The sequence below is a fragment of the Cupriavidus nantongensis genome (assembly GCF_041726985.1).
Taxonomy (GTDB): Bacteria; Pseudomonadota; Gammaproteobacteria; order Burkholderiales; family Burkholderiaceae; genus Cupriavidus; species Cupriavidus nantongensis_A.
In genome coordinates, this window is sequence record NZ_CP168302.1 from 2368085 (window position 1) to 2390654 (window position 22570).

Below are 22570 nucleotides of genomic sequence, written 5' to 3' on the forward strand. Positions count from 1 at the left end.
CGGACCGGTCAGTCCTCGGGCAGATCGATGCGGTCGCACTGCACGTTCATCGCGCGGCAGACCGCACACCACGATGCCCGCGCGCCGGGGGCGGCTTCGTAGCGGGAACCGTCGCCGCTCACTGAGCCGGTAGACGACGGATCTCGCCCATGGGCGGGGCTGGTGCGCTCCGGCTCGGGCGCCCGGGACGGCAGCGCCCGGCCGCCGCACGCCTGTGCTACGGCGGCATCCAGCGCCTGCAGGCCCACCGGCTTGACCACCACGGCGTTCATGCCCGCCGCCAGCGCCGCGGCGTGATCGCCGGCCACGGCACTGGCGGTGCAGCCGACGATGGGCACGCGGCGGTGGGCGTCGCCGCGGGCCCGCACCGCGCGCGTGAAGGCAAGGCCGTCCATCACCGGCATGGCGCAGTCGCAAACGATCACGTCGAAGCTGGCGCGGTCCAGCGCGGCCAGGGCTTCGCGGCCATCGCATGCCGTGCTCACGCGGTGGCCCAGGTGTTCCAGCTGGCGCTGCAGCAGCAGGCGGTTGGGGGCGTGGTCGTCAATTACCAGGATGCCGGCGTTGCGCCGCGGGCAGCCGGCCATGGGCAACGGCCGCGCCGGCTCGGCTGGCTCGGCCGTCTGGGGCGCGCTGGCGATGGCCAGCGGCAGCGACACCACCACGCGGGTGCCCCGGCCGGGCTGGCTGGTCAGCGTGATGCGGCCGCCCATGGCTGTGGCCAGGCGCCGGCAGATCGCCAAACCCAGCCCGGTGCCGCCGGCATGGGTGCGCGCGCAGCCGTGCACCTGCTCGAACGGCTGGAACAGCCGCGCCTGGGCTTCGAAGGGAATGCCGATGCCGGTGTCGGAGACGGTCAGCACGACGTGCTGGACGCCGTCGCAGGGCGCCTGCGCATCCAGGCGGACGTGGACCGTGCCGCTGTCGGTAAAGCGCACCGCATTGGACACCAGGTTGGCCAGGATCTGCCGGAAGCGCAGCGCGTCGACCTGATGCAGCGGCGCCAGCGCGGCGCTGACGCCGCTGGTCAGGGGCAGGCCCTTTTGCGCGGCCACGGGCCCGAAGATCAGCAAGGTATCGTCGACCAGCCCCGGCAGCGACGCGGGTGCCGGGTGGATGCTGAACTTGCCCGCCTCCAGCTTGGACAGGTCGAGGATGTCGTCGATCAGCGCCAGCAGTCCCAGTGCTGACTTGTGCGCGGTGACCAGCTGCAGCCGCTGCCCGTCGGGCAGCTGGCCTTGCGCCAGCGTCAGCTCGAGCATGCCGGTGATGGCATTCATCGGCGTGCGGATCTCGTGGCTGACCGACGCCAGGAACGCGGACTTGGCGCGGTTGGCGGCTTCGGCCTCGGTCTTGGCCTGGGCCAGCTCGGCCAGCATCTGGTGGCGCTCGGTCAGGTCGACGCAGCCGCCGGCCAGGCCCTTGACGGTGCCGTCGGCGCCGCGCAGCGGAGTCAGCCAGTTCAGCACATGGAAGGTGCGGTCGCCAAGGCGAAGGCATCGGTCGGTGCGCAGCGGCGCGCCGTTTTCGATGACCTGGCGGTAGTCGCGCGCCAGTTCCGCCATGTCGACGGCAAGGGGGTGTGACGCCTGCAGGGCGTCCAGCGGTTGCCCCACCAAGGTGCCGCGGCTGGCGCCCAGCAGTTCCTCGTAGCTGCGGTTGCAGGCGATCAGGCGCAGCGCGGCGTCGCGCAAGTAGACCGGCTGCGGAATGCCGTCAAGCAGCGCGGTCTGGATCGCGACGCAGTCTTTCAGCGCGGTCTCGGCGGCCCGGCGCCGGCGCACCTCGCGGTACAGCGCGACGATCCACGCCAGCAGAAACGGCGTGAGCACGCACAGCACGGCGGTGGACCAGCCCAGCAGTTGCGCATGCGAATCCGGCGCAGCCACCTGCGCGGACGCTGGCAAGGTTGCTGCCAGCGCCGCGGTCACCAGGGCATGCGACAGGCCGATGGCCACGGCCATGGCGCGCGCGAGTCGCCGCGCACGCGCGCTCCGGCCGGCCCGTGTCGGGGGCCGGGCGGGTTGGCTGGAATCGACAGCAGCACGAAGCGGGCGCGTGGTGGCGGGTGGCGCGGCAGGAGAGGGCGGGCGGAACGGCAAACGGTTGGCGAGGTCAGTGAAGTGTTTTCACTCTAGGGGCCCGGGCCCGCCATCTCATTAGGACGAATCTGAAATTGATACGGAAATTTCGAAATCGCAGGCACTTTGCCGTCGGCTGCGCCACATATAGAACACAATCTGGGCCCGCTTGCGGCGCGATGGCAGGCATGGCAGCGGCGCTGCAATGCCGGCACGTTTGCGGTGCATCACATGGACGGCACCGCCGCTATGGCAAGCGCGGCCTTTCGGAAGAAACCACCCATGCCTCGGAAATTTCTGGTTTCGTAAGGCGTTAAGGCTTAGGACAATGATGTGCCCGACTCGCGCGGAAAACGCGAAGTTTGCAACGGAGTAAAGTTTGACCACAATCCTGATCGTCGATGACCACCCACCCGTGCGTGCCGTACTCAAGACGCACTTTTCCCAGGTGCTGGGTGTCACCCACGTGCTCGAGGCCGACAATGGCCAGGCGGCCATCGAGATCGTGCGGCAATACATGCCCGACGTGGTCATCCTGGATCTGGATATTCCCAAGATCAACGGGCTGGACGTGATTCCGCGCCTGAAGGCCAGCCATCCCACGGTGCGCATCCTGGTGATCTCGGGCCAGGACCAGAACGCCTTCGCGCCCCGCGCGCGCCATGCCGGCGCCCATGGCTTCGTCAGCAAGACGCAGGAACTGGCCGAAATCGTGCGATGCACGGAGTCGGTGCTGGCGGGCTATACGGTGATGCCGGAGATCGACCACGGCAAATCGGGCTTGGCTGATGAAGCCGAGCGCCTGGCCTCGCTGTCGGACAAGGAACTGGTGGTCATGCAGATGCTGGCGAAGGGCATGTCGAACAAGGAAATCGGGCAGGTCCTGTTTATATCCAACAAGACCGTCAGCACGCACAAGACCCGGGTCATGGAAAAACTGGGCGCAAAATCGATTGTCGATGTCATCGATTTTGCGCGGCGCCACCATATTGCGGTGGGATAGCGTGGACGCGGCCGAAGCGCAGTCCCGCCCCAGGGCCTTGTTGCTGGCACCCCGCGGCGACCCGGGCTGGTTAGCGGATGCCGCGCGGATCCTGCGTGAGCTCGGCTTTGTGGTGCGGATCGACGTGGGCGCGCCAGAGGCGGATATGGCCGCCGATGTCGAACTGGTGATGGCGAGCGCCGCTGCCGGGGTGCCTGCCTCGCTGATGCACGCATGGCGCGCCCGCGGCGCGGTTTGCGCCGTGGTGTTGCCGCCGGGCGCGGTACCGGCGGCTGGCGCAGACGCCAGCGTGGCCACTCTGCCCGCGCCGGTCACCGAAGCGATGTTGCTCGCCATGCTGGCCGGCGAGCACTACGTGGCGCTGTCCGCGCGCGAGGCCGCCGGCATCGCCGGGGCCATTGCCGCGCAGACCTTCGGCAATCCGGCCTTCGCCAGGGAACTGCTGCAGGCGCTGGTGACCTCGACCCGCGATGACCTGGCGCAACTGCGCCGGGCCGGGCCGGACCTGGAGGCGGTGCGGGGCGTCGCGCACCGGCTCAAGGCCTCCGCCCACTATGTCGGCTGCCATGCGCTGCGGCTGACGGCGCAGCGACTCGAGCATGCCGCCCGAGATGGCGATGCAGCCACGGCCGCGGCGCTGGCAGCGATTGTGGCGCCAACGGCGGCACGGCTGCTCGCGCTGCTGGCCAGCCTGCCTTCCGCAAACCATTACGATAACGCCGCGCAAAAATAGCACAGCGGGAATACACCGAATTGGCGCGATCCCGGCGCTTGATTATTCTGGTGCCTTGAATGGAAATAAGGCGTGCATTATTGATTATCTAAATCACGCCGATTTATTTTGTTCGGGACTGGTTGAATGCCGGATGCTGCCAAGGCCTTTGCTGGCAGAGGCTTCAGGCATTTACGGGGAGGAGGCAGGGATGGCCCATATCATGGCGTCAATGCCGGATTCGGCGGTCTATTTCCACCTGGCTGCGGTGGCGCTGCTGTTGCTGGGACTGGCCGCGTTTCGCGCCGTGGCTTATGTCATGGCATCGCCGCAAGGGCGCCCGGCGCGCGCCCGGCGCATGCTGCTGGTCAGCGCCGGACGCGTGCTGGCGGTCGGCGCGATCTGGACCGCCATCGCCTACGGCCACGGCGTTACCGAGCGCGCCGGCGCGCACAACTGCCGCCGGGTGCCGGCAGTCGATGCCGCGGCCCGCTACGCCGCCGAATACTGCTACCTGGGGGGCGAGCGGATCTTGCTGCGGATCTACGGCGCCGAACGCGACCGGGTGCTGGCCCACCGCACCTTCACCAGTACCGGGCCGGTGCGGCTCAGCTGGGACGGGCAGGCCGTGGTGTTCGACCCGGCTGCGCCTGGCCGCAAGGGGCGGCTGGCATTGCCGCCCCCGCTGCACGACCGGCTGCTGGCGCGGCTGCCTTGAGCGCCCAGGCCATCGCGCAGCTCGGTGCGCTAGCGCGGCTGCGCCAGCATGCGGGCCAGCACCGCGTCCAGGCCGTCGGGCCGCGGCAGCTGTGCGATCAGCCAGCGCACGGCGTCGGACAACTGCTGTGCGTCGTAGTCGGGCGCAAAGCTGTGCAGGGTGGCGCCGTGCAGGAAGCAACGCAGCGCCAGCCATTCCGGCTGGGGCGGTGCGTCCGGCGGCTGGCCGAACAGCCGCTGCGGCACCGCCGCCAGCGGTTCGTGCACGGCGCGGGCAAGACGGATGTCGCCGCGCGTTGCCATCCACACTTCCAGGATTGCCAGCGAGGCATGCCGTTGCGGCCGGTTTGCCAGCACATGCAGCATCAGGTGCATGCGCAGTGACGGGCCCAGCGGCCCGAGCGCAGCCAGGCGGTCGGCTTCGCGCTCCAGCAGCGACTTCAGCATGGCCGGCAGCAGGTCGTAGCGCCCTTCCGGAAAGTGGTGGCGCAGCGAGCCGCGGCTGGTGCCTGCCAGCTCGCACACGCGCGCTTCGGAAAAGGCGGCGTAGCCTTGCTCGATGAGCAGGGTCGCGGCGGCGTCGATCAGGGACTGGCGGGTACTGGCGCTGCGTTCGGCTTGGCTGGGCATGGGCCGGATTGTAGCAACGGCGCCGGGGCAGCTTGCCGTCCCCGCGATACCGCGGCGCTTCGATCCGGCCCGAGACTGCAGGCCCGTGCGCTGGATTTCCCGCGGTGCGCGGCGCTTCAGTGCGGCGCTGCCGCCGGAATGTCGGCACTGCAGCTCGGTGCCGTCTCGTCATGCGAATGCGGGGCGAGAGCGCCGGGGATGCGGGGAGTGTCGAGGCCCTTGCCGCGCAGCCACTCGGCCGTGGTGGCGGCGGCGCGGTCGATCAGTTCGCCGCAGCGGGAGTAGTCGTAGGGCGAGATATCGAGCGGGCACAGCGGCGGCACCACGCTGATCTGTGCGTGGCTGGAGAAGTGCTGCAGGTCGTGCACCAGCTGGCGCGCCACCAGCAGCGAGAGCGCGTTGAACGCATGCTCCAGCGCCCCGCGCGGCGGGCGGCGCTCGGCGCAGGTAAAGCCCGCCGGCAGCACGATCACGCGGGTCGCACCGAGGCCGATCGCGGTCGACACCGGCGTATTATTGGCCACGCCGCCGTCGATCAGGGTACGGCCCGCCAGCTGCACCGGCGGGAACACGCCGGGAATGGCGGCGCTGGCCAGCACCGCGTCGACGATGCTGCCGCTCGACAGCACCACTTCGTCGCCGCTGTGCATGTCGGTCGCCACCACGTGCAGCGGCAGTTCGGCCGCCTCCAGCTGGCGCGGCCCAAAATGCCGTGCCAGCAGGCTGCGCAATCCCGTCGCCTCCACCAGGTGGCCGCGGCTGCCGCCGAACATATTCCAGACACTGCGCCAGCTCCACGGCAGGATGTCCGTGCGCCGGATCGCGCGCCACAGCGCGTCGAGCCGCTGCGCCCCGTCCACGCCCGGGTTGCAGGCAAAGTAGGCGCCGTTGATGGCCCCGGCCGACGCGCCGATCACGATATCCGGCGTCACGCCCCAGGCCGCCAGTTCACGCAGCATCCCCACCTGGATCGCACCCAGGCTGCCGCCGCCGGCGAATACAAAGGCTGTCTTGTCCATGGCTGCGGCGGTCTCCCTGGCTTGTCGGCGTCCTGTGCAAAGGATAGGCGACCTTGGGGCCATCCGGCAGGGGCGGCTTGTCACTGAGGCCGGCCTGAGCTTCTTTCGGATTGCGCAATTAACCGCCATGAATTTGCCCCACCAGCAGGCTTGGGCCAGCAGCGGTGGGGGTTGGCTTCGACGGCGAGGCGCTTGGTGGTGGCGCTCAGCCGAGAAACTCGTCGGCGGAGATGCCGAGCTGCGCGGCCATGTGTTCGACCAGGCCTTGCAGCCTTGCCACTTTTTCGGTCAGCGCCTGCTGCTCGGCGCGCAGCTGTTCCAGTTCGGCCGACGGTGCGGCGTCGCCGTCGGCGCCACGCCCGCTGTCTTCGGCGGCCGCGGCGGCGCTGGCTTCGCCGCTCAGCAGGTGCATCCAGCGGTTTTCACGGGCGCCGGGGGCGCGCGGCAGGCGCACCACCCGCGGCGGTGTCTGGCTGGCCAGTTCGTCGAGGAAGGCCTCGACCGAGGAGATGTCGGCAAAGCTGTGCAGGCGCGCGGTATTCAGGCGCAGTTCCGCGGCCGTCTGCGGGCCGCGCAGCAGCAACATCGCCAGCAGCGCGACCGACTGGCTCGGCACGCCGAGCGCACGCTGCATGTTGTGCTCGAAGCGCGGCACGCGGCTGCTGCTGCCTTCGAACACCAGGCTCAGGCCCTTGAGGCCGTCGATGGCCTCCAGGATCTCGGCCTCGCTGACGTTCATCACCGGCGCGCGCGCGGTCTTCTGGTTGCAGCCGGAAGCCAGCGCGTTGAGCGACAGCGGGTAGGTATCGGGTACGGTGTGCTGCTTTTCGACCAGCACGCCCAGCACGCGTCCTTCGACTGGCGTGAGGGCTCGCAATGCCGGGCGCGCGGGACGGTCGTTGGACGGGGTCGGGTCGGATTCAGGGGTGGATTGCATCAAGGCTTGATTTTGCTGACGGTGGCGGCGCTGCCCGGGCTTGCCGGAGCGCCGAGGCGACCATTCAATCCCAAGCCGGCGCAATGCGCAACTGTCGGCGCCCACGGGCTCGCATTCCCCGCCGCGCCGTCTACTATCCATAGGTCGCGCCGCGGCAGCCGGGATACGCGCGATCCGGCTTGTACCGATGTCATCAGGGGGCAGCATGGCGAACTTGCAGGCGGCGGCAGTGGCGGCCGAGGCGGAGCCGGGCGCAGAGGCCGGCGGGGGGCTGGAGGCACCGTACTCCACGCTGGAATCACGCTGGCACCAGATGTTCCCGCAACTGACCGCCGACGAGATGGCGCGCGTGCGGCGTTTCGGCACGCCGCAGAGCTGGCACGCGGGCGAGAAGCTGTTTGCCATCGGCCAGTCCGGGCGCGGCATGTACCTGGTCACCAGCGGCCGCGTGCGCGTGATGCGGCGCGACGGCCTGGGACGCGAACACCAGATCACCGAGCAGGGCGCCGGGCACTTCCTGGCCGAGGTCGGCACCCTGGCCGGCCGCCCCGCGCTGGTCGACGGCGTCGCCGTCACCGAGACCCACGGCTACGTGATCATGCCGGACCGGCTGCGTGCGCTTCTGGTGGCCGAGGCCGAGCTGGGCGAGCGCATCATGCGCGCGCTGATCCTGCGCCGCGTCGGACTGATCGAGTTCGGCAGCGGCCCGGTGCTGGTGGGCCACGGCACCGAGCCGCAGCTGCTGGCGCTGCAGGCCTTCCTGCGGCGCAACGGCTATCCGCATACCGTCATCGATATCGACGCCGATCGCGACTGTTCCCTATTGCTCGACTACGCCAACGCGCCCGCCAGCGATTTTCCGCTGGTGATCTGCGCCGACGGCCGCGTGCTGCGCGCCCCGGACGAGGGGCAGTTGGCGTCGTGCCTCGGCCTGCTGCCGGAGTTCGATCCCGACCACGTCTATGACGTGGTGGTGGTTGGCGCCGGGCCGGCAGGGCTGGCGACGGCGGTCTATGCCGCCTCCGAAGGCCTTTCGGTGGCGGTGATCGATTGCCGCTCGCCGGGCGGGCAGGCGGGCGCGAGCGCGCGCATCGAGAACTACCTGGGCTTCCCGACCGGCATCTCCGGACAGGCGCTGGCCGGGCGCGCCTTCGTGCAGGCGCTCAAGTTCGGCGCGCACATCGCCATTCCGCTGGAGGTGAAGGCATTGCACTGCGGCGCCGACCCGATCCGGCTGGAGCTGGCCGACGGCCGCATCGTGCCGACCCATACCGTGGTGATCGCCACCGGCGCGCAGTACCGCCGCCCCGGCATCGCCGCGCTCGAGCATTTCGAAGGCCGCGGGGTCTACTACTGGGCCTCGCCGGTGGAAGCCAAGCTGTGCAAGAACGAGCCGGCAATGCTGGTTGGTGGCGGCAACTCGGCCGGGCAGGCGGCGGTGTTCCTCGCCTCGCATGCGGCGCACGTGCATATGCTGGTGCGCGGCCCTGGGCTGGCGGCCACCATGTCGCGCTACCTGATCGACCGCATCGCCGCGCTGCCGAATGTCACGCTGCATACCCACGCCCAGATCCGCGCGCTGGACGGCGACGGCTGGCTCAGCGCGGTGCACTACGATTGCCGCGCCGAGCATCCCGCGCCGGTCACCATGGCGGTGCGGCACCTGTTCCTGTTTATCGGCGCCGATCCCAATGCGGCGTGGCTGCGTACCTGCCATGTCGAGGTCGATGACAAGGGCTTCGTGCGCACCGGCGGCGGCGCGCTGGGTTGCGCGTCGGCGGTGCCGTATCCGCTGCAGACCAGCGTGCCCGGTGTGTTTGCCATCGGCGACGTGCGCGCGGGATCGACCAAGCGCGTTGCCGCCGCGGTCGGCGAAGGCGCGGCGGTGGTGGCGCAGATCCACGATTACCTGGCAAAGATCGAGGCGCCTGCCTCCCACTGAACGGCGGACGGCTTCACCCCTGCGCCTCGCGCTCCAGCAACTCGCGCTTGCGCGCCACGCCCCAGCGATAGCCCGACAGGTCGCCGTCGCTGCGCACCACGCGATGGCAGGGAATCGCCACCGCCAGGTGGTTGGCGGCACACGCCTGCGCCACCGCGCGCACCGCGCGCGGCGCGCCGATGCGGGCCGCGATCTCGGCGTAGCTGGCGGTACTGCCGGCGGGAATCTCCCGCAGCGCTTGCCATACGCGCTGCTGGAACGCGGTGCCACGCACGTCCAGCGGCAGCGCCAGGCCGATCGAAGGCGCTTCGATCAGGCCCACCACCTGCGCCACCAGCTGCTCGAACTGCGCGTCGCCGCCGATCAGGTTGGCGCGCGGGAAGCGGTCCTGCAGATCTTGCAGCAGCGCTTGCGGATCGTCGCCCAGCAGGATCGCGCAGACCCCGCGCTCGCTCTGCGCCACCAGGATCGCGCCCAGCGAGCATTGGCCGATGGCAAAGCGGATGTCCATGTCGGCGCCGCCGGCGCGGTAGCGCGACGGGGTCATGCCGAGCACGGCGTCCGAGGCCTCATAGAAGCGGCTGTTGGAGCCGAACCCGGCATCGTAGATGGCCTCGGTCACGGAGTCGCTGGTGCCCAGTTGCTCGCGCAGTTTCCTGGCCCGATGCGCGGCCGCGTACGCGCGCGGCGTCAGGCCGGTGGCGCTCTTGAACAGGCGGTGGAAGTGGTAGGGGCTGACGCCCGCGGCGCTGGCCAGCTCCGGCAGCGTGGGCACGGCGTCGGCGGCTTCGATGCGGCGGCAGGCGTCGGCCACCATGGCCGCGTGCCGTGCCGCCAGCGCGGGCGGCGCGGCACGGCGGCTGGGCCGGTAGCCGGCAGCTTCGGCCGCGGCGGCGTTGTCGAAGAACTCGACATTGGCAGGATGCGGCAGGCGCGACGGGCTGCTCGGCAGGCAATACACGCCGGTGGTCCTGACCGCATAGACGAAGTCGCGATCGGCGCCGGGGTCGCGCGCCAGCACGCGCGCCCAGCGCGGATCCTGTTCGACCAGAGTGGCTTCGGCTGCTTGGGCGGAACGGATGGATCGGGTCATGGATGCCTCACGTAGCGTCGTGAAAGATGATGCCGAGCGTGTAGCGCTGTCCGGCATGCAGCCGGCTGACGCCATGCCGCAGGTTGACGCGATAGCTGCCGCGACTGCCCTGCACGGGCCGCTGGCTGACCGCGAACACCACGGCATCGCCCTGGCGCAACGTCACCACCTCGGCGCGCGACTGCATGCGCGGGCGCTGCTCGGTCAGCACGAACTCGCCGCCGGTGAAGTCGCGGCCGGGCTCGGAGAGCAGCACCGCGACCTGCAGCGGGAACACGTGCTCGCCGTACAGGTCCTGGTGCAGGCAGTTGTAGTCGCCCGGGCCATAGCGCAGCAGCAAGGGCGTCGGACGGGACTGGCCGGCGTGGTGGCAGCGAGCGATGAAGTCCCGGTGCGCGGCGGGGTAGCGGACGTCGATGCCCATCGCGGCATTCCAGCGGTTGGCCACCGGCACCAGGTGCGGGTAGAGCGCCGTGCGCAGTCCGGCGACCAGGCCGGGCAGGGGATAGCGGAAGTACTTGTATTCGCCTTGGCCGAAGCCGTGCCGGCGCATCTCGATGCGCGAGCGGTACAGCGCGTCGTTGCCATAGCCGGCCGCCAGCGCGTCGCATTCGTCGGCGCACAGCAGGCCCGGGATGGCGGCGCAGCCGAAGTCATCGAGCTCGCGCGCGACCGCGGCCCAGTCGATGCCGTCGACCCGGGTCGCGACGTCCGCCGCATGCCGACGCGCCACAGCCGCGCCAGGTGCCCGGGGAAGCGGCCGGCGCGGCCCGGCGACTGCCATTTCCGGCTGCTGAATCTGGCTGGTGCCCACTGCGAATCTCCTGTCCTGTGCTTGCATGGTGCCAACTTTAGGCCGGGTCCGTGTGCGGCACACTCCGGGTCTTGCTTTCAAATTCCGTCCGCCATCCTGCCTTGACAAGACAGATCTGTCTACCAATAATGAGACAGATCTGTATCGTCTCGTCGTTTTCTTCCCTTCAAGGCCTGTCCCCAGAGGAGCCTCCATGTCCGCACCCGTTGAAACCCGCCCGCCGCTGCCTCCGTTCACCCGCGAAACCGCCATCGCCAAGGTCCGCGCCGCCGAGGACGGCTGGAACAGCCGCGAGCCGGAGCGCGTGGCGCTGGCCTATACCGGCGACAGCGCCTGGCGCAACCGGGCGGAATTCGTCAACGGCCGCGCCGATATCGTCGCGTTCCTGCAGCGCAAATGGCAGAAGGAACTGGATTACCGCCTGATCAAGGAACTATGGGTGCACGAGGAGAACCGCATCGCCGTGCGCTTTGCCTACGAATGGCACGACGATTCCGGCAACTGGTACCGGTCATACGGCAACGAGAACTGGGAATTCGATGACGCGGGGCTGATGCGCAAGCGCTTTGCCTGCATCAACGATGCGCCGATCCGGTCAGAGGACCGCAAGTTCCACTGGCCGCTGGGCCGGCGCCCGGACGGGCATCCGGGCTTGAGCGAGCTGGGGTTGTAATGGGACTTGCCCCTGTCATGCGCGCGGGACAGGGGCGAGAAAAAAAGCCTGGCTTACTGCATCTTGTCCAGGTTGCCGATCCGCACCAGCATCTCGGTGAACATCTGCATATCGAGATTGAGGTCGGCCACTTCCTTGTATTCGCGCGCATTGTGCGCGGTGTACTTCTTGCCCGGCATGGCCGGTCCGAAGTTGATGGCGTTGGGCATCAGCTTGGCGGTGGTGCTGCCGGCGGTCGAGACCGGCTTGGCTTCCAGCCCGGTGGTATCGCCAAAGATGTTCAGCAGCGTCGACAGCCACGCGCCCTTCGGATCGCGCGCCATCCAGTTGCCCTGGTCGTACTTGATCTCGACCGGCCCATGGGTGGCGGCCCAGCCGAAAATGCGCTTGGTGATCTTGCCGCCCAGCTCGTCCGGCGTGCGCCCGCGCGGCATACGCACGTTGGTGACCACGTCGACGTACTCGCCACGTTCGCGCACCAGCGTGGGCGACATGGTCAGCGGCCCCATGAACGGATCGCGGTAGGCCACGTCCATGCGGTTGCCAAGGTAGTCCAGGCCGTACAGGTCGTTCAGGTAGCGGACCGCGTTCAGGTAGTGGTTTTCGGCGAAGCGCACGCCGCTGGCCTGCAGGAACAGCGCCAGCCGCGGCAGCGGGTTCACGCCTTCTTCGGGCCGCGAGCCGTGCGCCGAGGCGCCGGTGACCTTGACTTCGACATCGTTGCCGGCGCGCTTGACATCGATCGAGAACTTGCCGCGCGGCGTGTAGCGGCGCACGAAATCCGCGCGCGCCTGTTCCAGCGCGGCGGCCACCGCGGCGGGATCGCCACCGGCGATGCGCGCGGTCGCGGTCTCAGGGATGGCGTTGGCCGACGCCGCGCCGCGCATCGCGACAATGGCCGGGCCCTTGCTGTCGGCCTGGCTGGGTGCGCGCTTGTCGTCGGCCGCCTTGATGCCGAACGAGACGGTCAGCGTGCCCGCGCCTTTCTCGGCCACCACGGCCGGATACTTGCTGTCGAGCACCACGTTGTACTCGGGCAGCGCGGTGTGCTGGCGGTAGTATTTCATGCCGTCGCCACCGGTTTCCTCGGTGGTTTCGATCATCAGGCGGATGCTGCGCTCGAGCGGCACGCCGCTTTCCTTGACGGTCTTCATCGCGTACAGCACCGCGGCGATCGAGCCCTTGTCGTCGATGGTGCCGCGCCCGTACAGCAGGTCGCCGATGCGCGTCATCCGGAACGGGTCAAGTCTGGTGCCGTCGTCCAGCACCCATTCCTCGGCCACCGCCGGCACCACGTCGGCGTGGGTCAGGATGCCGAAGGTGTCCTTGCCCCCGCCGGGCAGGGTCACCTCGAACACGCGATTGTCGACATTGCGATAGGCCAGCCCGAACTCGCGCGCCATGCCTTCGATCATCTTGCCGAACTCGATGATGGCGGGATTCTCGTGCTGGGCGATCTTTTCGTCGCGCACGGTGCGCAGCGCCACCATCTTGCCAAGCACATCGATGGCCGCGGCCTCGTTGCGCAGCCGGTTGTAGACCCCGAGCAGCCGGGCGACATTGACGAGGTTGTCGCCCGACAGCGGCGTCTTCGACTGCCACGCCGCCACCGCGGGCGCGACCATCGGCTCGGCCTTGGCCGCCGCCGCCATGAAGGCCGGCAGGTCGGCCTGGGCCGCCTTGGCGGCGGCCACGCTGTTGCCGGTCAGGGCTTCCAGCGCCGGCTTCTTCAGCGTCTGGGCGTGCGCGGGAAGGGCCAGCGCGAGTGACAGCGCGAGCAGGGGTGCCCACCGATGGCGGTACGGCAGGCGGCAAGATCGGGTCATTGCGAAGAAGGAAATCGGAGAAGATGCCGCATGATAGGGCACTCCGCGGGGTTTTCTTGAAAAAAAATGCTTTTTCGTCCGCGCGGGTCGGACAGCTTCCGGACCGATAGGCAGTGCCTATGTGCCCATCATAGTCTTTGGCAATCATCGCTTTTGAAACGATGAATTGTACAAATCACTTCCAGGTCTCCAGAATGGGGCCTTCGCTGCAACCCGCAGCCGAACCAACCCGATCCAGAACCAGGAGTGAACTGATGCTGCAATCCCGCGAAGGCCAACGCGTTCCCAATGTCGCTTTCCGTGTGCGTGAAGACAACGAGTGGAAGACCATTACCACCGGCGAGCTGTTCGACGGCAAGACCGTCGTGGTGTTCTCGCTGCCTGGCGCCTTCACCCCGACCTGTTCGTCGACCCACCTGCCGCGCTACAACGAACTGGCCCCGGTCTTCGCCAAACATGGCGTCGATGACATCCTGTGCGTGTCGGTGAACGACACCTTCGTGATGAACGAATGGGCCAAGGACCAGGAATCCGCAAACATCACCATGATCCCCGACGGCAACGGTGAATTCACCGAAGGCATGGGCATGCTGGTGGACAAGGCCGACCTGGGCTTCGGCAAGCGCAGCTGGCGCTATGCGATGCTGGTCAAGGACGGCGTGGTGCAGAAGATGTTCATCGAGCCGGAAGAGCCGGGCGACCCGTTCAAGGTGTCCGATGCCGACACCATGCTGGACCACATCGCCCCCGGCGCGCGCAAGCCTGACCAGGTGGTGGTGTTCTCCAAGGTCGGTTGCTCGTTCTGCGCCAAGGCCAAGCAACTGCTCGACGACAACGGCTTCGACTACATCGACGTGCCGCTCGACAACAAGGTGCGCGGCAAGGTGCTGGGCGCCGTGTCGGGCGAGATGACCGCACCGCAGGTCTTTATCAACGGCAAGCTGATCGGCGGCGCCGAAGCGCTGCAGCAGTACCTGGCCGCCTGAGCCGCAATCAGCCGTTTTCCATTCTTGCCCTGACCCACAGGGCCGGCAGTCGCCGGACCCGATGGCGCCGCCTTGCCCGAGCCACGCCGGGCAGCGCCATCCAGTCCGCAGATTGACCCAGCCTGACGCTTCAGAACACAAAGGAACCACCGCCATGACCACCATCCAGACCGACGTCGCCGTGATCGGCGCAGGCACCGCCGGCCTTGCCGCCTACCGCGCCGCGATTGCGGCGGGCAAGCGCGCCGTGATCATCGAAGGCGGCCCCTACGGCACCACCTGTGCCCGCGTGGGCTGCATGCCCTCCAAGCTGCTGATCGCCGCCGCCGAGGCCGCGCATGAATTGCGCCACACCGCGCCGTTCGGCGTGCATGTCGACGGCGAGGTCCGCATCGACGGGCGCGAGGTGATGGCGCGCGTGCGCAGCGAGCGCGACCGCTTTGTCGGGTTCGTGGTGCGCGGCGTGGAGAACATCGCGCCGGCCGACCGCATTCGCGGCTATGCCCGCTTTATCGACACCACCACGCTCGAAGTGGACGGGCACACCACCGTGCGCGCCAGCCGCGTGGTCATCGCCACTGGTTCCACGCCGGTGCTGCCGGCGCCGTTCAAGGTGTTTGGCGACCGCCTGATCGTCAATGACGATGTGTTCTCGTGGCAGGACCTGCCCGGCAGCGTGGTGGTGTTCGGCCCCGGCGTGATCGGGCTGGAACTGGGACAGGCGCTGTCGCGGCTGGGGGTGCGGGTGCGCGTGTTCGGCGTCAGCGGCTCGCTCGGACCGCTGACCGATCCGGTGATCCGCGCCGACGCGGCGCGCACCTTCAACCAGGAGTTCTACCTCGATCCCGACGCGCAGGTCACCGACATGGGCCGCGATGGCGACCAGGTGGTGGTGACCTACCTCGACCGCGAAGGTCGCAGCGTGACCGAGCGCTTCGACTACGCGCTGGCAGCCACCGGCCGCGCCCCCAATGTGCGCGGCCTGGCCCTGGAGAACACCGGCCTGGCGCTGGATGCGCGCGGCGTGCCGCTGTTCGACGCCCACACGCTCCAGTGTGGCAACGCGCCTGTCTTCATTGCCGGCGATGCCAACAACATCCTGCCGCTGCTGCACGAGGCCGCCGACGAAGGCAAGGCCGCCGGCGAGAACGCTGCCAGCTATCCGCAGGTAAAGCCGCTGGCGCGCCGCGCGCCGATCGCGGTGGTGTTCACGGACCCGCAGATCGCAATGGTTGGCCAGCGCTACGCCGAACTGGCGGCGCGCGGTGCGGACAGCTTCGTCACCGGTGAGGTCAGCTTCGAAGACCAGGGCCGCAGCCGCGTCATGCTGAAAAACCGGGGGCTGATGCACGTCTATGCCGACAAGACCACGGGCCGCTTCCTGGGCGCCGAGTGGACCGGCCCGCGCGCCGAGAATATCGCCCACCTGCTGGCGTGGTCGTACCAGCAGGGGCTGACCATCGCGCAGATGCTGACGATGCCGTTCTACCACCCGGTGGTGGAAGAAGGCCTGCGCACGGCGCTGCGCGATGCGGCCGCCAGGCTGGAAGCCTGATCGCGGCGATTGCTAGACAGGTCTGTCTGTCATAGTATCGAAGCACAACCCCGGGGCGGCGCTTCACGTAGCCCCGGGCGTTCTCCCTCGCTACTCCGCTTGCATCACATGGCCACGCCTTCCGCCCGCGACCGCATCCTCGACACCGCCGCCCGCCTGTTTTACCAGGAGGGCTATCGCGCCACCGGCATCGACCGGATCATTGCCGAGTCCGGCGTCGCCAAGATGTCGCTCTACCGGCATTTTGCCTCCAAGAACGCGCTGATCGCGGCGTTCCTGGCGCGCCGGCATGACGAGTGGATGGCGTGGTTCCGCCAGGACGTGAAAGCCCGCCTCGCCGAGCGGCCCCGCCTTGACGTGATCGCCGACACCCTGGCCGACTGGTTCGGCCGCGACTTCCGCGGCTGCGCCTTCATCAACGTGGTGGCCGAGGCGGGCGGCGACGCCCAGGCACAGCAGCAGGCCGCGGCCCACAAGGCCGACCTGGAGGCCTTCGTCGCCGACATCGCGGCGCGCCTGGGACTGCGCGAGCCACAGGCGGTGGGGGCGGAGGCGATGCTGTGCATCGAGGGCATGATCGTGCGCTACCAGATGCAGCCGGACAGCGCGGTGATCGAGGCGGGCAGACGGTTCCTTGGCCGTTTGCAGGGCGAATGACGGGATCGTCCGGCCTAGCGCCGGGGCAGCATCCGGCGCGCTGCCGCATAGTCGCGCAGCGCCTCATTCATCAGCGTTTGCCAGCCGCTGCCGGTTGCCTTGTAGGCCGCCAGCACGTCGGGATCGATGCGTAGCGTCTGATTGACCTTGCGCTCGCCAACCGGTTTGGCCGGCCTGCCGCGACGTTTCGCCAGTGCATCGGCTTTGTCGTCGCCGAGCAGCTCCCGTGCCTGGCGCATCTTCCGGAACTGCTCTGTCGGCACTGACGTCGCATCGGGGTCTTGCGCAATACCGCGCGCGATGGCGGCGTCCTCGGTTGGGGTGGGGCGGATGAGGTCAGGTTTCTTGTTCATAGTCTCGCAACTCTCTTGAATTGCTTTACGCAGGCTGATTGCCCTGAGTGCGTCGCCACGCATCGTGAATACCAGGCAATACAGGCGCGCACCAATCGGTCCATATGCGATGTAACGGGTTTCGCCGTACGGCTTGCGGTCATCGATTTTCAGGAGGGCGTTATCGAAACCCATCAACCCTGCAGCGGCCAGTGACAACCCGTGATGACGTTGGTTGATGGCGTCCTTTGCCAAGTCAAACTCGATTTCCATTCGGATTTACTGTAGCAGCAGAAAATAAGGTAGGCAATATTTTTATGCTACAGCGCAAAAATCGTGGACGACATCGCATAAAGCGGAAAATCGGTCACGCGAGCAACGAAGACCCACGAAAAGTGCGAATCATATGTCTAGTCCCTGACACATTCAGGCTACAATTCTGATGTAATCACGAATCATTCCTATTCGTAATCAGAATTTTCCACTTGTGATGCCGCTTCGGCGGCTCCGCCACACTTTGACCCCTGAGTGATGCCTCTGCACCCGAACCGTCGGGCCAAGCCGCGCTTTGCCCGCTCTGCGCTTGTGTCCCCCTGCCGTCTTTCCCTGACCACCCTTGTGCTGAGCCTGCAGGCCGGCGGCGTGTTCGCGCAGTCCGGCGAGAGCCCGATGTCTGCCGCGCCGGCGGCCACGGCCGCGGCGGAATTGCCGGCCGTCACGGTCCGCGCCAGCAGCGACGATGAAACCGCCACTGGCCCGGTCCATGGCTTTGTGGCGAAACGCAGCGCCACCGCCACCAAGACCGACACGCCCGTGATGGAGACGCCCCAGTCGATCACCGTCATCACGCGCGACCGCATGGAGGCGCAGGGCGCGCAGACTGTGCAGCAGGCGATCGGCTATAGCGCCGGTGTCTACGCTGGACCGTTCGGCAATGATGCGCGTGGCGACTGGGGCAAGTTCCGAGGCACGGACTTCACGCAGTATCGCGATGGCTTGCTGAACCAGGTCGGCTTCTATAACAACGTGCGTCCCGATGTTTACGCACTCGAGCGCATCGATGTGCTGCGCGGGCCGTCGTCGATGCTGTTCGGGCAGGGCGCGGTCGGCGGCATCCTGAACCTCGTCAGCAAGCGCCCGCAAGCCGACGCGGCGCGCGAGATCGGGGTGCAGTTCGGCAACTACAACCGCAAGCAGGTGCAGGCGGACCTGACCGGCCCGCTCGATGCCGAGGGGAAGTGGCTGTACCGCCTGGTGGCGCTGGCGCGCGACAGCGACACGCAAGTGGACTACGTGCAGGACAACCGCTACCTGCTCGCGCCGTCGCTGACCTGGCGGCCGACCCAGGACACCTCGCTGACGCTGCTGGCCAACTTCCAGCGCGACGTGAGCGGGACTTCGGTCGGCTTCTTCCCGTGGCGCGGCACGCTGTACCCGAACCCGGGCGGACAGATTCCGGACCACCTGTTCGTCAGCGAACCCGGCTTTGATCGCTACACCGCCGAGCAGCAGTCGGTTGGCTACGAGTTCCAGCACAAGTTCAACGACACCGTGACGGTGCGGCAGAACCTGCGCTACTCGCATAGCTCGGTGGACTACCGCAGCATTTATGCCGCCGGCTTCAACGGTGCCGGCCATGGCTGGGTGCCGGGCAGCAGTTCGCTGCTGCGCCGCACGGTCTACGTCAACCAGCCGACGCTGAACTCGTTTGCGGTCGATACCCAGGCGCAGACCAACTTCCGCACGGGCCCGGTCCATCACACGCTGCTGACCGGCGTGGACTACCAGCACTCGGAAATCACCGGTAACGCCGGCGTGGGCGGCACTGCCGCGCCGCTCAACGTGTTCAACCCGGTCTACGGCAATTTCACGCTGCCGGGCTCGCGCGCCCTGAATCCCACTACGCAGGCGCAAACCGGCCTGTACGTGCAGGACCAGCTGGCCTGGAACAAATGGCTGCTGATGCTGGGGCTGCGCTATGACTGGTCGCGCGCCGCGCAGGACAACACGCCGTCTGCCAGCCGCGACGACAACGAGCTGACCAAGCGCGCCGGCCTGATGTACCGCTCCGACATCGGCCTGAACCCGTACGTCAGCTACTCCGAATCGTTCCAGGGGCTGGCCGGCTTCAACAAGGCCAACCAGGCCTTCAAGCCGCTGCGCGGCTCGCAGTGGGAGGCCGGCATCAAGTACCAGCCGCCGGGCAAGAACGCCACGCTGACCATCGCGGCATTCGACATGCGCGAGAAAAACCGCAAGACCGCCGGCGTGGTCAACGGCATTCCGGATTCGGTGCAGGTGGGCGAAGCGCGCACGCGCGGCATCGAGGTGGAGGCATTGGCGTCGCTGACGAACCGGCTCGACCTGATCGCGACCTACACTTACCTGGACGCGCGCGTGATCGACGGCACCCCGGCCGAGGTCGGCAAGAAGCTGGCAAGCACGCCGTCGAACATGGCCTCGCTGTGGGCCAACTATCGCTTCAAGCTGTTGGGGATCCCGGGCTTCGTGGCGGGCGGCGGCCTGCGCTACGTCGGGCCCAGCTATGACGGCAACGACCAGAACCGGGTGGGCGGCGTGACGCTGTACGACGCCATGATCGCCTATGACCGTGGCCCGCTGCGGGTCGCGCTGAACGCCAACAACCTGTTCGACAAGCAGTTCCTGACGACCTGCCTCGCGCGCGGCGACTGCTACTTCGGCGCGCGCCGCACGGTAGTGGGCACGGTCACCTATCGCTTCTGAGCGGACCGGCGCAAAGAATCGAGCCCCCGGCCGGGGTGGTCGGGGGCCCGATCAGCAATCAGACGCCCGTCGGCGTCCAGCAACGAGTGTAGTCGGGAAAATCGCCATGGCAAGGGTGGCAGCGGATCGTGCCTTGCCGCCGCCGCGCCGTTCGCGCTAATCCGCGTCGGGAATGGGCGCACCCTGCACTTTGGGCGCCGGCTCGGCCTGCAGCGCATCGGCGGGCAACAGCCGCAGGAAGGTGCGCGCGATCTCGGGGTCCCGGCAGGCCAGCCAGTCGTCCCACTGCGCGCGCGGCACCACGACCACGGCGCGCTTCTCGTCGCCCGGCTTGTGGAAGCGCTGCAGCAGCGGGTGCTGCGCCGAGTTGACGGTCAGCATGGTGAAGGACAGCGCCTGGTCCGGCCAACCGCGCCACACCCCCGCAATGCCGAAGGCCGGCTCGCCGGGCAGCCAGACGCGCCAGCGCACCGGCTTGCCCGGCGCCGCGCCGTCCGCCACATTTTCGGGGTACGCAAACTCATAGAACGCCGTGGCCGGTATCAGGCAGAGCTGGCCCTGGCGCCAGTAGCGCGCAAAGGCGGGTCGCTCGCCCACGGTTTCGCTGCGGGCATTGGTAGTGTCGTAACGCCGTGCGCCCGGTGGAATGCGTGCGCGCGGCACCATGCCGAACGAGGCCAGGTCGGCGCTGCGTGCACCGCCGTGGTCGGCGCGCACGATCGGCGCCGCATAGTCGGGGTAGGTCTCGGCCTTGTACACGCCCGCGGGTGGCTCCACGCCGAAGATCTCCCGCAGGATGCGGCGCTGGACCGGGGCATAGTTGGTGCACATGCGCTCTCTCCCGAGGGTGATGCCCGTATCGTGTGGGGCCAGGGGCGCCGCGTCAAGGCCGCTTCGGCGCCCCGTTGACCCGCATGGCAGGGATGGCAAAAACCGTCAGCCGCGCTGGCGGAATCGGTTATTGCCGGATCGGCGCGCCGTGGCGCACACTCTTGCGGCAGCCGTGGCGCGGTCAACGCGCACGGCCACCGACTACAAGGCACAAGCCGGATCCAGGAGACCCCATGCGCGACTACGCCCAAGCTTTCGATGGATTTTCCCATGACGACGCCGTGGCCCGGCAACTGCACGGCAGCCTGGCGGCGATGAATGCCTGCGTCGAATGCTGCGACCGGCACGCACAGCCAGGCCGCATTGCGCTGAACTGGGAAGGGCGCAACGGCGATGCGCGCAGCTGGACCTTCGCCGAACTGCAGGCGCTGTCGGCACAGTTTGCTGGCTTCCTCAAGGCGCAGGGTGTGCAGCCGGGCGATCGCGTCGCGGGCCTGTTGCCGCGCAACGCGGAACTGCTGGTGACGATCCTCGGCACGTGGCGCGCGGGAGCCGTCTACCAGCCGCTGTTTACCGCTTTCGGCCCCAAGGCCATCGAGCACCGGCTCAATGCGTCGGGGGCGAAAGTGGTGGTCACCGATTCCGCCAACCGTCCCAAGCTGGACGAGGTAGCCGGCTGTCCCGCCATCGTCACCGTGACCGGCACCCAGGGGAGCGCTGAACAACACGCTCTGGATGCGGGCGATTTCAGCTTCTGGGCCGAGCTGGCACGCCAGCCGGCATCGTTGGCGCCGGTGATGCGGCGCGGCGACGATCCTTTCCTGATGATGTTCACCTCCGGCACCACCGGCCCGGCCAAGCCGCTGCTGGTGCCGCTCAAGGCCATTGCGGCGTTTGCCGGCTATATGCGCGATGCGGTCGACCTGCGCGACGATGACGCGTTCTGGAACCTGGCCGATCCGGGCTGGGCCTACGGCCTGTACTACGCCGTCACCGGCCCGCTGTCGCTGGGCCATGCCACCACGTTCTACGACGGCCCGTTCACGGTCGACAGCACCTGCCGCGTGATCCGCAAATATGGCATCACCAACCTGGCCGGCTCGCCCACGGCCTACCGGCTGCTGATCGCGGCGGGCGAGGCCGTGTCCGGCCCGCTGCGCGGGCAGCTGCGCGCCGTCAGCAGCGCCGGCGAGCCGCTCAACCCGGAAGTGATCCGCTGGTTCGCCAGCGAGCTGGGCGTCACCATCCACGACCACTATGGCCAGACCGAACTGGGCATGGTGCTGTGCAACCACCACGCCCTGGCCCACCCGGTGCGCCTGGGCGCGGCCGGCTTTGCCAGCCCTGGGCACCGCGTGGTGGTGGTCGACGACGCGCTGCGCGAATTGCCGCCCGGCCAGCCCGGCACGCTGGCGCTGGACCTGAAGCGCTCGCCGATGTGCTGGTTCGGCGGCTACCACGGCACGCCCACCAGCGCGTTTGCCGGCGACTACTACCTGACCGGCGATTCCGCCGAGCTCAACGACGACGGCAGCATCAGCTTTATCGGCCGCGCCGACGACGTCATCACCACCTCGGGCTACCGGGTTGGGCCGTTCGACGTGGAAAGCGCGCTGATCGAGCACCCGGCGGTGGTCGAGGCCGCGGTGATCGGCAAGCCCGACCCGGAGCGCACGGAGCTGATCAAGGCCTTCGTGGTGCTGGACCCGCAGCACCCGGCCTCGCCCGAACTGGCCGAGACCCTGCGCCTGCATGTGCGCCAGCGCCTGGCCGCCCATGCCTACCCGCGCGAGATCGAGTTCGTCGCCGAACTGCCCAAGACCCCCAGCGGCAAGGTCCAGCGCTTTATCCTGCGCAACCAGGAAGTCGCCCGGGTGCGTGAGGCGGCCGGCGCCTGAACCCTGCCATGTCGGCAGGTGCCTGGCGAGCCCGCGGCGGACCGCTTCCTATAATGAGGAAGCGGTTGCCGGGGTCCCGGGGGTGAAGGAGGCCGCGGCGCCGCTCCCGCGCGCCTGCA

General features: G+C 68.3%; 19 protein-coding genes. 10 read left to right on the top strand and 9 right to left on the bottom strand.

The features are described 5' to 3' along the window. Positions 1–8 precede the first annotated feature (8 nt). On the bottom strand, positions 9–1964 hold the full coding sequence (locus ACEI37_RS10420; RefSeq protein ID WP_373376632.1) for an ATP-binding protein: 1956 nt from the start codon (positions 1962–1964) through the stop codon (positions 9–11). 496 nt (positions 1965–2460) lie between these two features. Between ACEI37_RS10420 and ACEI37_RS10425 the strand changes: the two genes are divergently transcribed. From ACEI37_RS10425 to ACEI37_RS10435, 3 genes are all read left to right on the top strand, one after another. Then, positions 2461–3084 (top strand): response regulator transcription factor, encoded by a 624-nt coding sequence (locus tag ACEI37_RS10425; RefSeq protein WP_115700197.1) that lies wholly within the window; start codon positions 2461–2463, stop codon positions 3082–3084. A gap of 1 nt (position 3085) precedes the next feature. Beyond that, positions 3086–3817, top strand: coding sequence for an Hpt domain-containing protein (locus ACEI37_RS10430; RefSeq protein WP_373376633.1), 732 nt, complete (start codon positions 3086–3088; stop codon positions 3815–3817). A 190-nt stretch (positions 3818–4007) separates the two neighbouring features. After that, positions 4008–4514 carry a hypothetical protein gene (locus tag ACEI37_RS10435; protein ID WP_373376634.1) on the top strand — a complete coding sequence of 169 codons (507 nt, stop codon included), beginning with the start codon at positions 4008–4010 and terminating at the stop codon, positions 4512–4514. Between the two features lie 29 nt (positions 4515–4543). Here ACEI37_RS10435 and ACEI37_RS10440 read toward each other — a convergent pair whose 3' ends face one another. The 3 genes from ACEI37_RS10440 to ACEI37_RS10450 all read right to left on the bottom strand — a co-directional run bounded on the left by ACEI37_RS10440 (position 4544) and on the right by ACEI37_RS10450 (position 7099). After that, a complete protein-coding gene (locus ACEI37_RS10440) occupies positions 4544–5143 on the bottom strand; it encodes a TetR/AcrR family transcriptional regulator (protein ID WP_373376635.1) in 600 nt (199 codons plus the stop codon). Positions 5144–5259: 116 nt separating this feature from the next. After that, positions 5260–6162 carry a patatin-like phospholipase family protein gene (locus ACEI37_RS10445; RefSeq protein WP_373376636.1) on the bottom strand — a complete coding sequence of 301 codons (903 nt, stop codon included), beginning with the start codon at positions 6160–6162 and terminating at the stop codon, positions 5260–5262. A gap of 205 nt (positions 6163–6367) precedes the next feature. Beyond that, positions 6368–7099, bottom strand: a complete 732-nt coding sequence (locus ACEI37_RS10450) for a YceH family protein (RefSeq protein WP_373376637.1) — start codon at positions 7097–7099, stop codon at positions 6368–6370. Positions 7100–7304: 205 nt separating this feature from the next. Here ACEI37_RS10450 and ACEI37_RS10455 point away from each other — a divergent pair, with 205 nt between their 5' ends. Then, complete coding sequence (locus ACEI37_RS10455) at positions 7305–9041, top strand: FAD-dependent oxidoreductase (protein WP_373376638.1); 1737 nt, start codon at positions 7305–7307, stop codon at positions 9039–9041. A 13-nt stretch (positions 9042–9054) separates the two neighbouring features. Here ACEI37_RS10455 and ada read toward each other — a convergent pair whose 3' ends face one another. After that, positions 9055–10134: a bifunctional DNA-binding transcriptional regulator/O6-methylguanine-DNA methyltransferase Ada gene (gene ada, locus ACEI37_RS10460; protein WP_373376640.1), complete on the bottom strand. Its 1080-nt coding sequence runs from the start codon at positions 10132–10134 to the stop codon at positions 9055–9057. A 7-nt stretch (positions 10135–10141) separates the two neighbouring features. Continuing rightward, positions 10142–10948 carry a 2OG-Fe(II) oxygenase gene (locus ACEI37_RS10465; RefSeq protein WP_373376641.1) on the bottom strand — a complete coding sequence of 269 codons (807 nt, stop codon included), beginning with the start codon at positions 10946–10948 and terminating at the stop codon, positions 10142–10144. Positions 10949–11141: 193 nt separating this feature from the next. On the opposite strand from ACEI37_RS10465, the gene ACEI37_RS10470 reads away from it, so the two are divergent. Continuing rightward, positions 11142–11621 (top strand): DUF1348 family protein, encoded by a 480-nt coding sequence (locus ACEI37_RS10470; RefSeq protein WP_373376642.1) that lies wholly within the window; start codon positions 11142–11144, stop codon positions 11619–11621. Positions 11622–11674: 53 nt separating this feature from the next. Here ACEI37_RS10470 and ACEI37_RS10475 read toward each other — a convergent pair whose 3' ends face one another. Then, positions 11675–13447, bottom strand: coding sequence for a dipeptidase (locus ACEI37_RS10475; protein WP_373376643.1), 1773 nt, complete (start codon positions 13445–13447; stop codon positions 11675–11677). Positions 13448–13701: 254 nt separating this feature from the next. Between ACEI37_RS10475 and ACEI37_RS10480 the strand changes: the two genes are divergently transcribed. From ACEI37_RS10480 to ACEI37_RS10490, 3 genes are all read left to right on the top strand, one after another. Beyond that, positions 13702–14433, top strand: coding sequence for a glutathione peroxidase (locus ACEI37_RS10480; RefSeq protein WP_373376644.1), 732 nt, complete (start codon positions 13702–13704; stop codon positions 14431–14433). 154 nt (positions 14434–14587) lie between these two features. Next, positions 14588–15988 (top strand): dihydrolipoyl dehydrogenase, encoded by a 1401-nt coding sequence (locus ACEI37_RS10485; protein WP_373376645.1) that lies wholly within the window; start codon positions 14588–14590, stop codon positions 15986–15988. A gap of 108 nt (positions 15989–16096) precedes the next feature. Continuing rightward, positions 16097–16645 (top strand): TetR/AcrR family transcriptional regulator, encoded by a 549-nt coding sequence (locus tag ACEI37_RS10490; protein ID WP_373376646.1) that lies wholly within the window; start codon positions 16097–16099, stop codon positions 16643–16645. 14 nt (positions 16646–16659) lie between these two features. On the opposite strand, the gene ACEI37_RS10495 is transcribed toward ACEI37_RS10490, so the two are convergent. Continuing rightward, positions 16660–17250 carry a BrnA antitoxin family protein gene (locus tag ACEI37_RS10495; protein WP_373376647.1) on the bottom strand — a complete coding sequence of 197 codons (591 nt, stop codon included), beginning with the start codon at positions 17248–17250 and terminating at the stop codon, positions 16660–16662. Positions 17251–17508: 258 nt separating this feature from the next. On the opposite strand from ACEI37_RS10495, the gene ACEI37_RS10500 reads away from it, so the two are divergent. Next, positions 17509–19722 (top strand): TonB-dependent siderophore receptor, encoded by a 2214-nt coding sequence (locus ACEI37_RS10500; RefSeq protein ID WP_373377757.1) that lies wholly within the window; start codon positions 17509–17511, stop codon positions 19720–19722. Positions 19723–19878: 156 nt separating this feature from the next. Here the strand turns inward: ACEI37_RS10500 and ACEI37_RS10505 are convergent, their stop codons facing one another. After that, positions 19879–20553: an SOS response-associated peptidase gene (locus ACEI37_RS10505; RefSeq protein WP_373376648.1), complete on the bottom strand. Its 675-nt coding sequence runs from the start codon at positions 20551–20553 to the stop codon at positions 19879–19881. A gap of 233 nt (positions 20554–20786) precedes the next feature. Here ACEI37_RS10505 and ACEI37_RS10510 point away from each other — a divergent pair, with 233 nt between their 5' ends. Further along, positions 20787–22451 (top strand): AMP-binding protein, encoded by a 1665-nt coding sequence (locus ACEI37_RS10510; protein ID WP_373376649.1) that lies wholly within the window; start codon positions 20787–20789, stop codon positions 22449–22451. Positions 22452–22570: the final 119 nt, after the last annotated feature.

Coding starts and splice junctions, on each gene's coding strand:
- ACEI37_RS10420 (WP_373376632.1), bottom strand. CDS start 1,964: ATGGCCGTGGCCATCGGCCTGTCGCATGCCCTGGTGACCGCGGCGCTG.
- ACEI37_RS10435 (WP_373376634.1), top strand. CDS start 4,008: ATGGCCCATATCATGGCGTCAATGCCGGATTCGGCGGTCTATTTCCAC.
- ACEI37_RS10440 (WP_373376635.1), bottom strand. CDS start 5,143: ATGCCCAGCCAAGCCGAACGCAGCGCCAGTACCCGCCAGTCCCTGATC.
- ACEI37_RS10445 (WP_373376636.1), bottom strand. CDS start 6,162: ATGGACAAGACAGCCTTTGTATTCGCCGGCGGCGGCAGCCTGGGTGCG.
- ACEI37_RS10450 (WP_373376637.1), bottom strand. CDS start 7,099: ATGCAATCCACCCCTGAATCCGACCCGACCCCGTCCAACGACCGTCCC.
- ACEI37_RS10455 (WP_373376638.1), top strand. CDS start 7,305: ATGGCGAACTTGCAGGCGGCGGCAGTGGCGGCCGAGGCGGAGCCGGGC.
- ada (WP_373376640.1), bottom strand. CDS start 10,134: ATGACCCGATCCATCCGTTCCGCCCAAGCAGCCGAAGCCACTCTGGTC.
- ACEI37_RS10470 (WP_373376642.1), top strand. CDS start 11,142: ATGTCCGCACCCGTTGAAACCCGCCCGCCGCTGCCTCCGTTCACCCGC.
- ACEI37_RS10475 (WP_373376643.1), bottom strand. CDS start 13,447: ATGACCCGATCTTGCCGCCTGCCGTACCGCCATCGGTGGGCACCCCTG.
- ACEI37_RS10480 (WP_373376644.1), top strand. CDS start 13,702: ATGCTGCAATCCCGCGAAGGCCAACGCGTTCCCAATGTCGCTTTCCGT.
- ACEI37_RS10485 (WP_373376645.1), top strand. CDS start 14,588: ATGACCACCATCCAGACCGACGTCGCCGTGATCGGCGCAGGCACCGCC.
- ACEI37_RS10490 (WP_373376646.1), top strand. CDS start 16,097: ATGGCCACGCCTTCCGCCCGCGACCGCATCCTCGACACCGCCGCCCGC.
- ACEI37_RS10495 (WP_373376647.1), bottom strand. CDS start 17,250: ATGGAAATCGAGTTTGACTTGGCAAAGGACGCCATCAACCAACGTCAT.
- ACEI37_RS10500 (WP_373377757.1), top strand. CDS start 17,509: ATGCCTCTGCACCCGAACCGTCGGGCCAAGCCGCGCTTTGCCCGCTCT.
- ACEI37_RS10505 (WP_373376648.1), bottom strand. CDS start 20,553: ATGTGCACCAACTATGCCCCGGTCCAGCGCCGCATCCTGCGGGAGATC.
- ACEI37_RS10510 (WP_373376649.1), top strand. CDS start 20,787: ATGCGCGACTACGCCCAAGCTTTCGATGGATTTTCCCATGACGACGCC.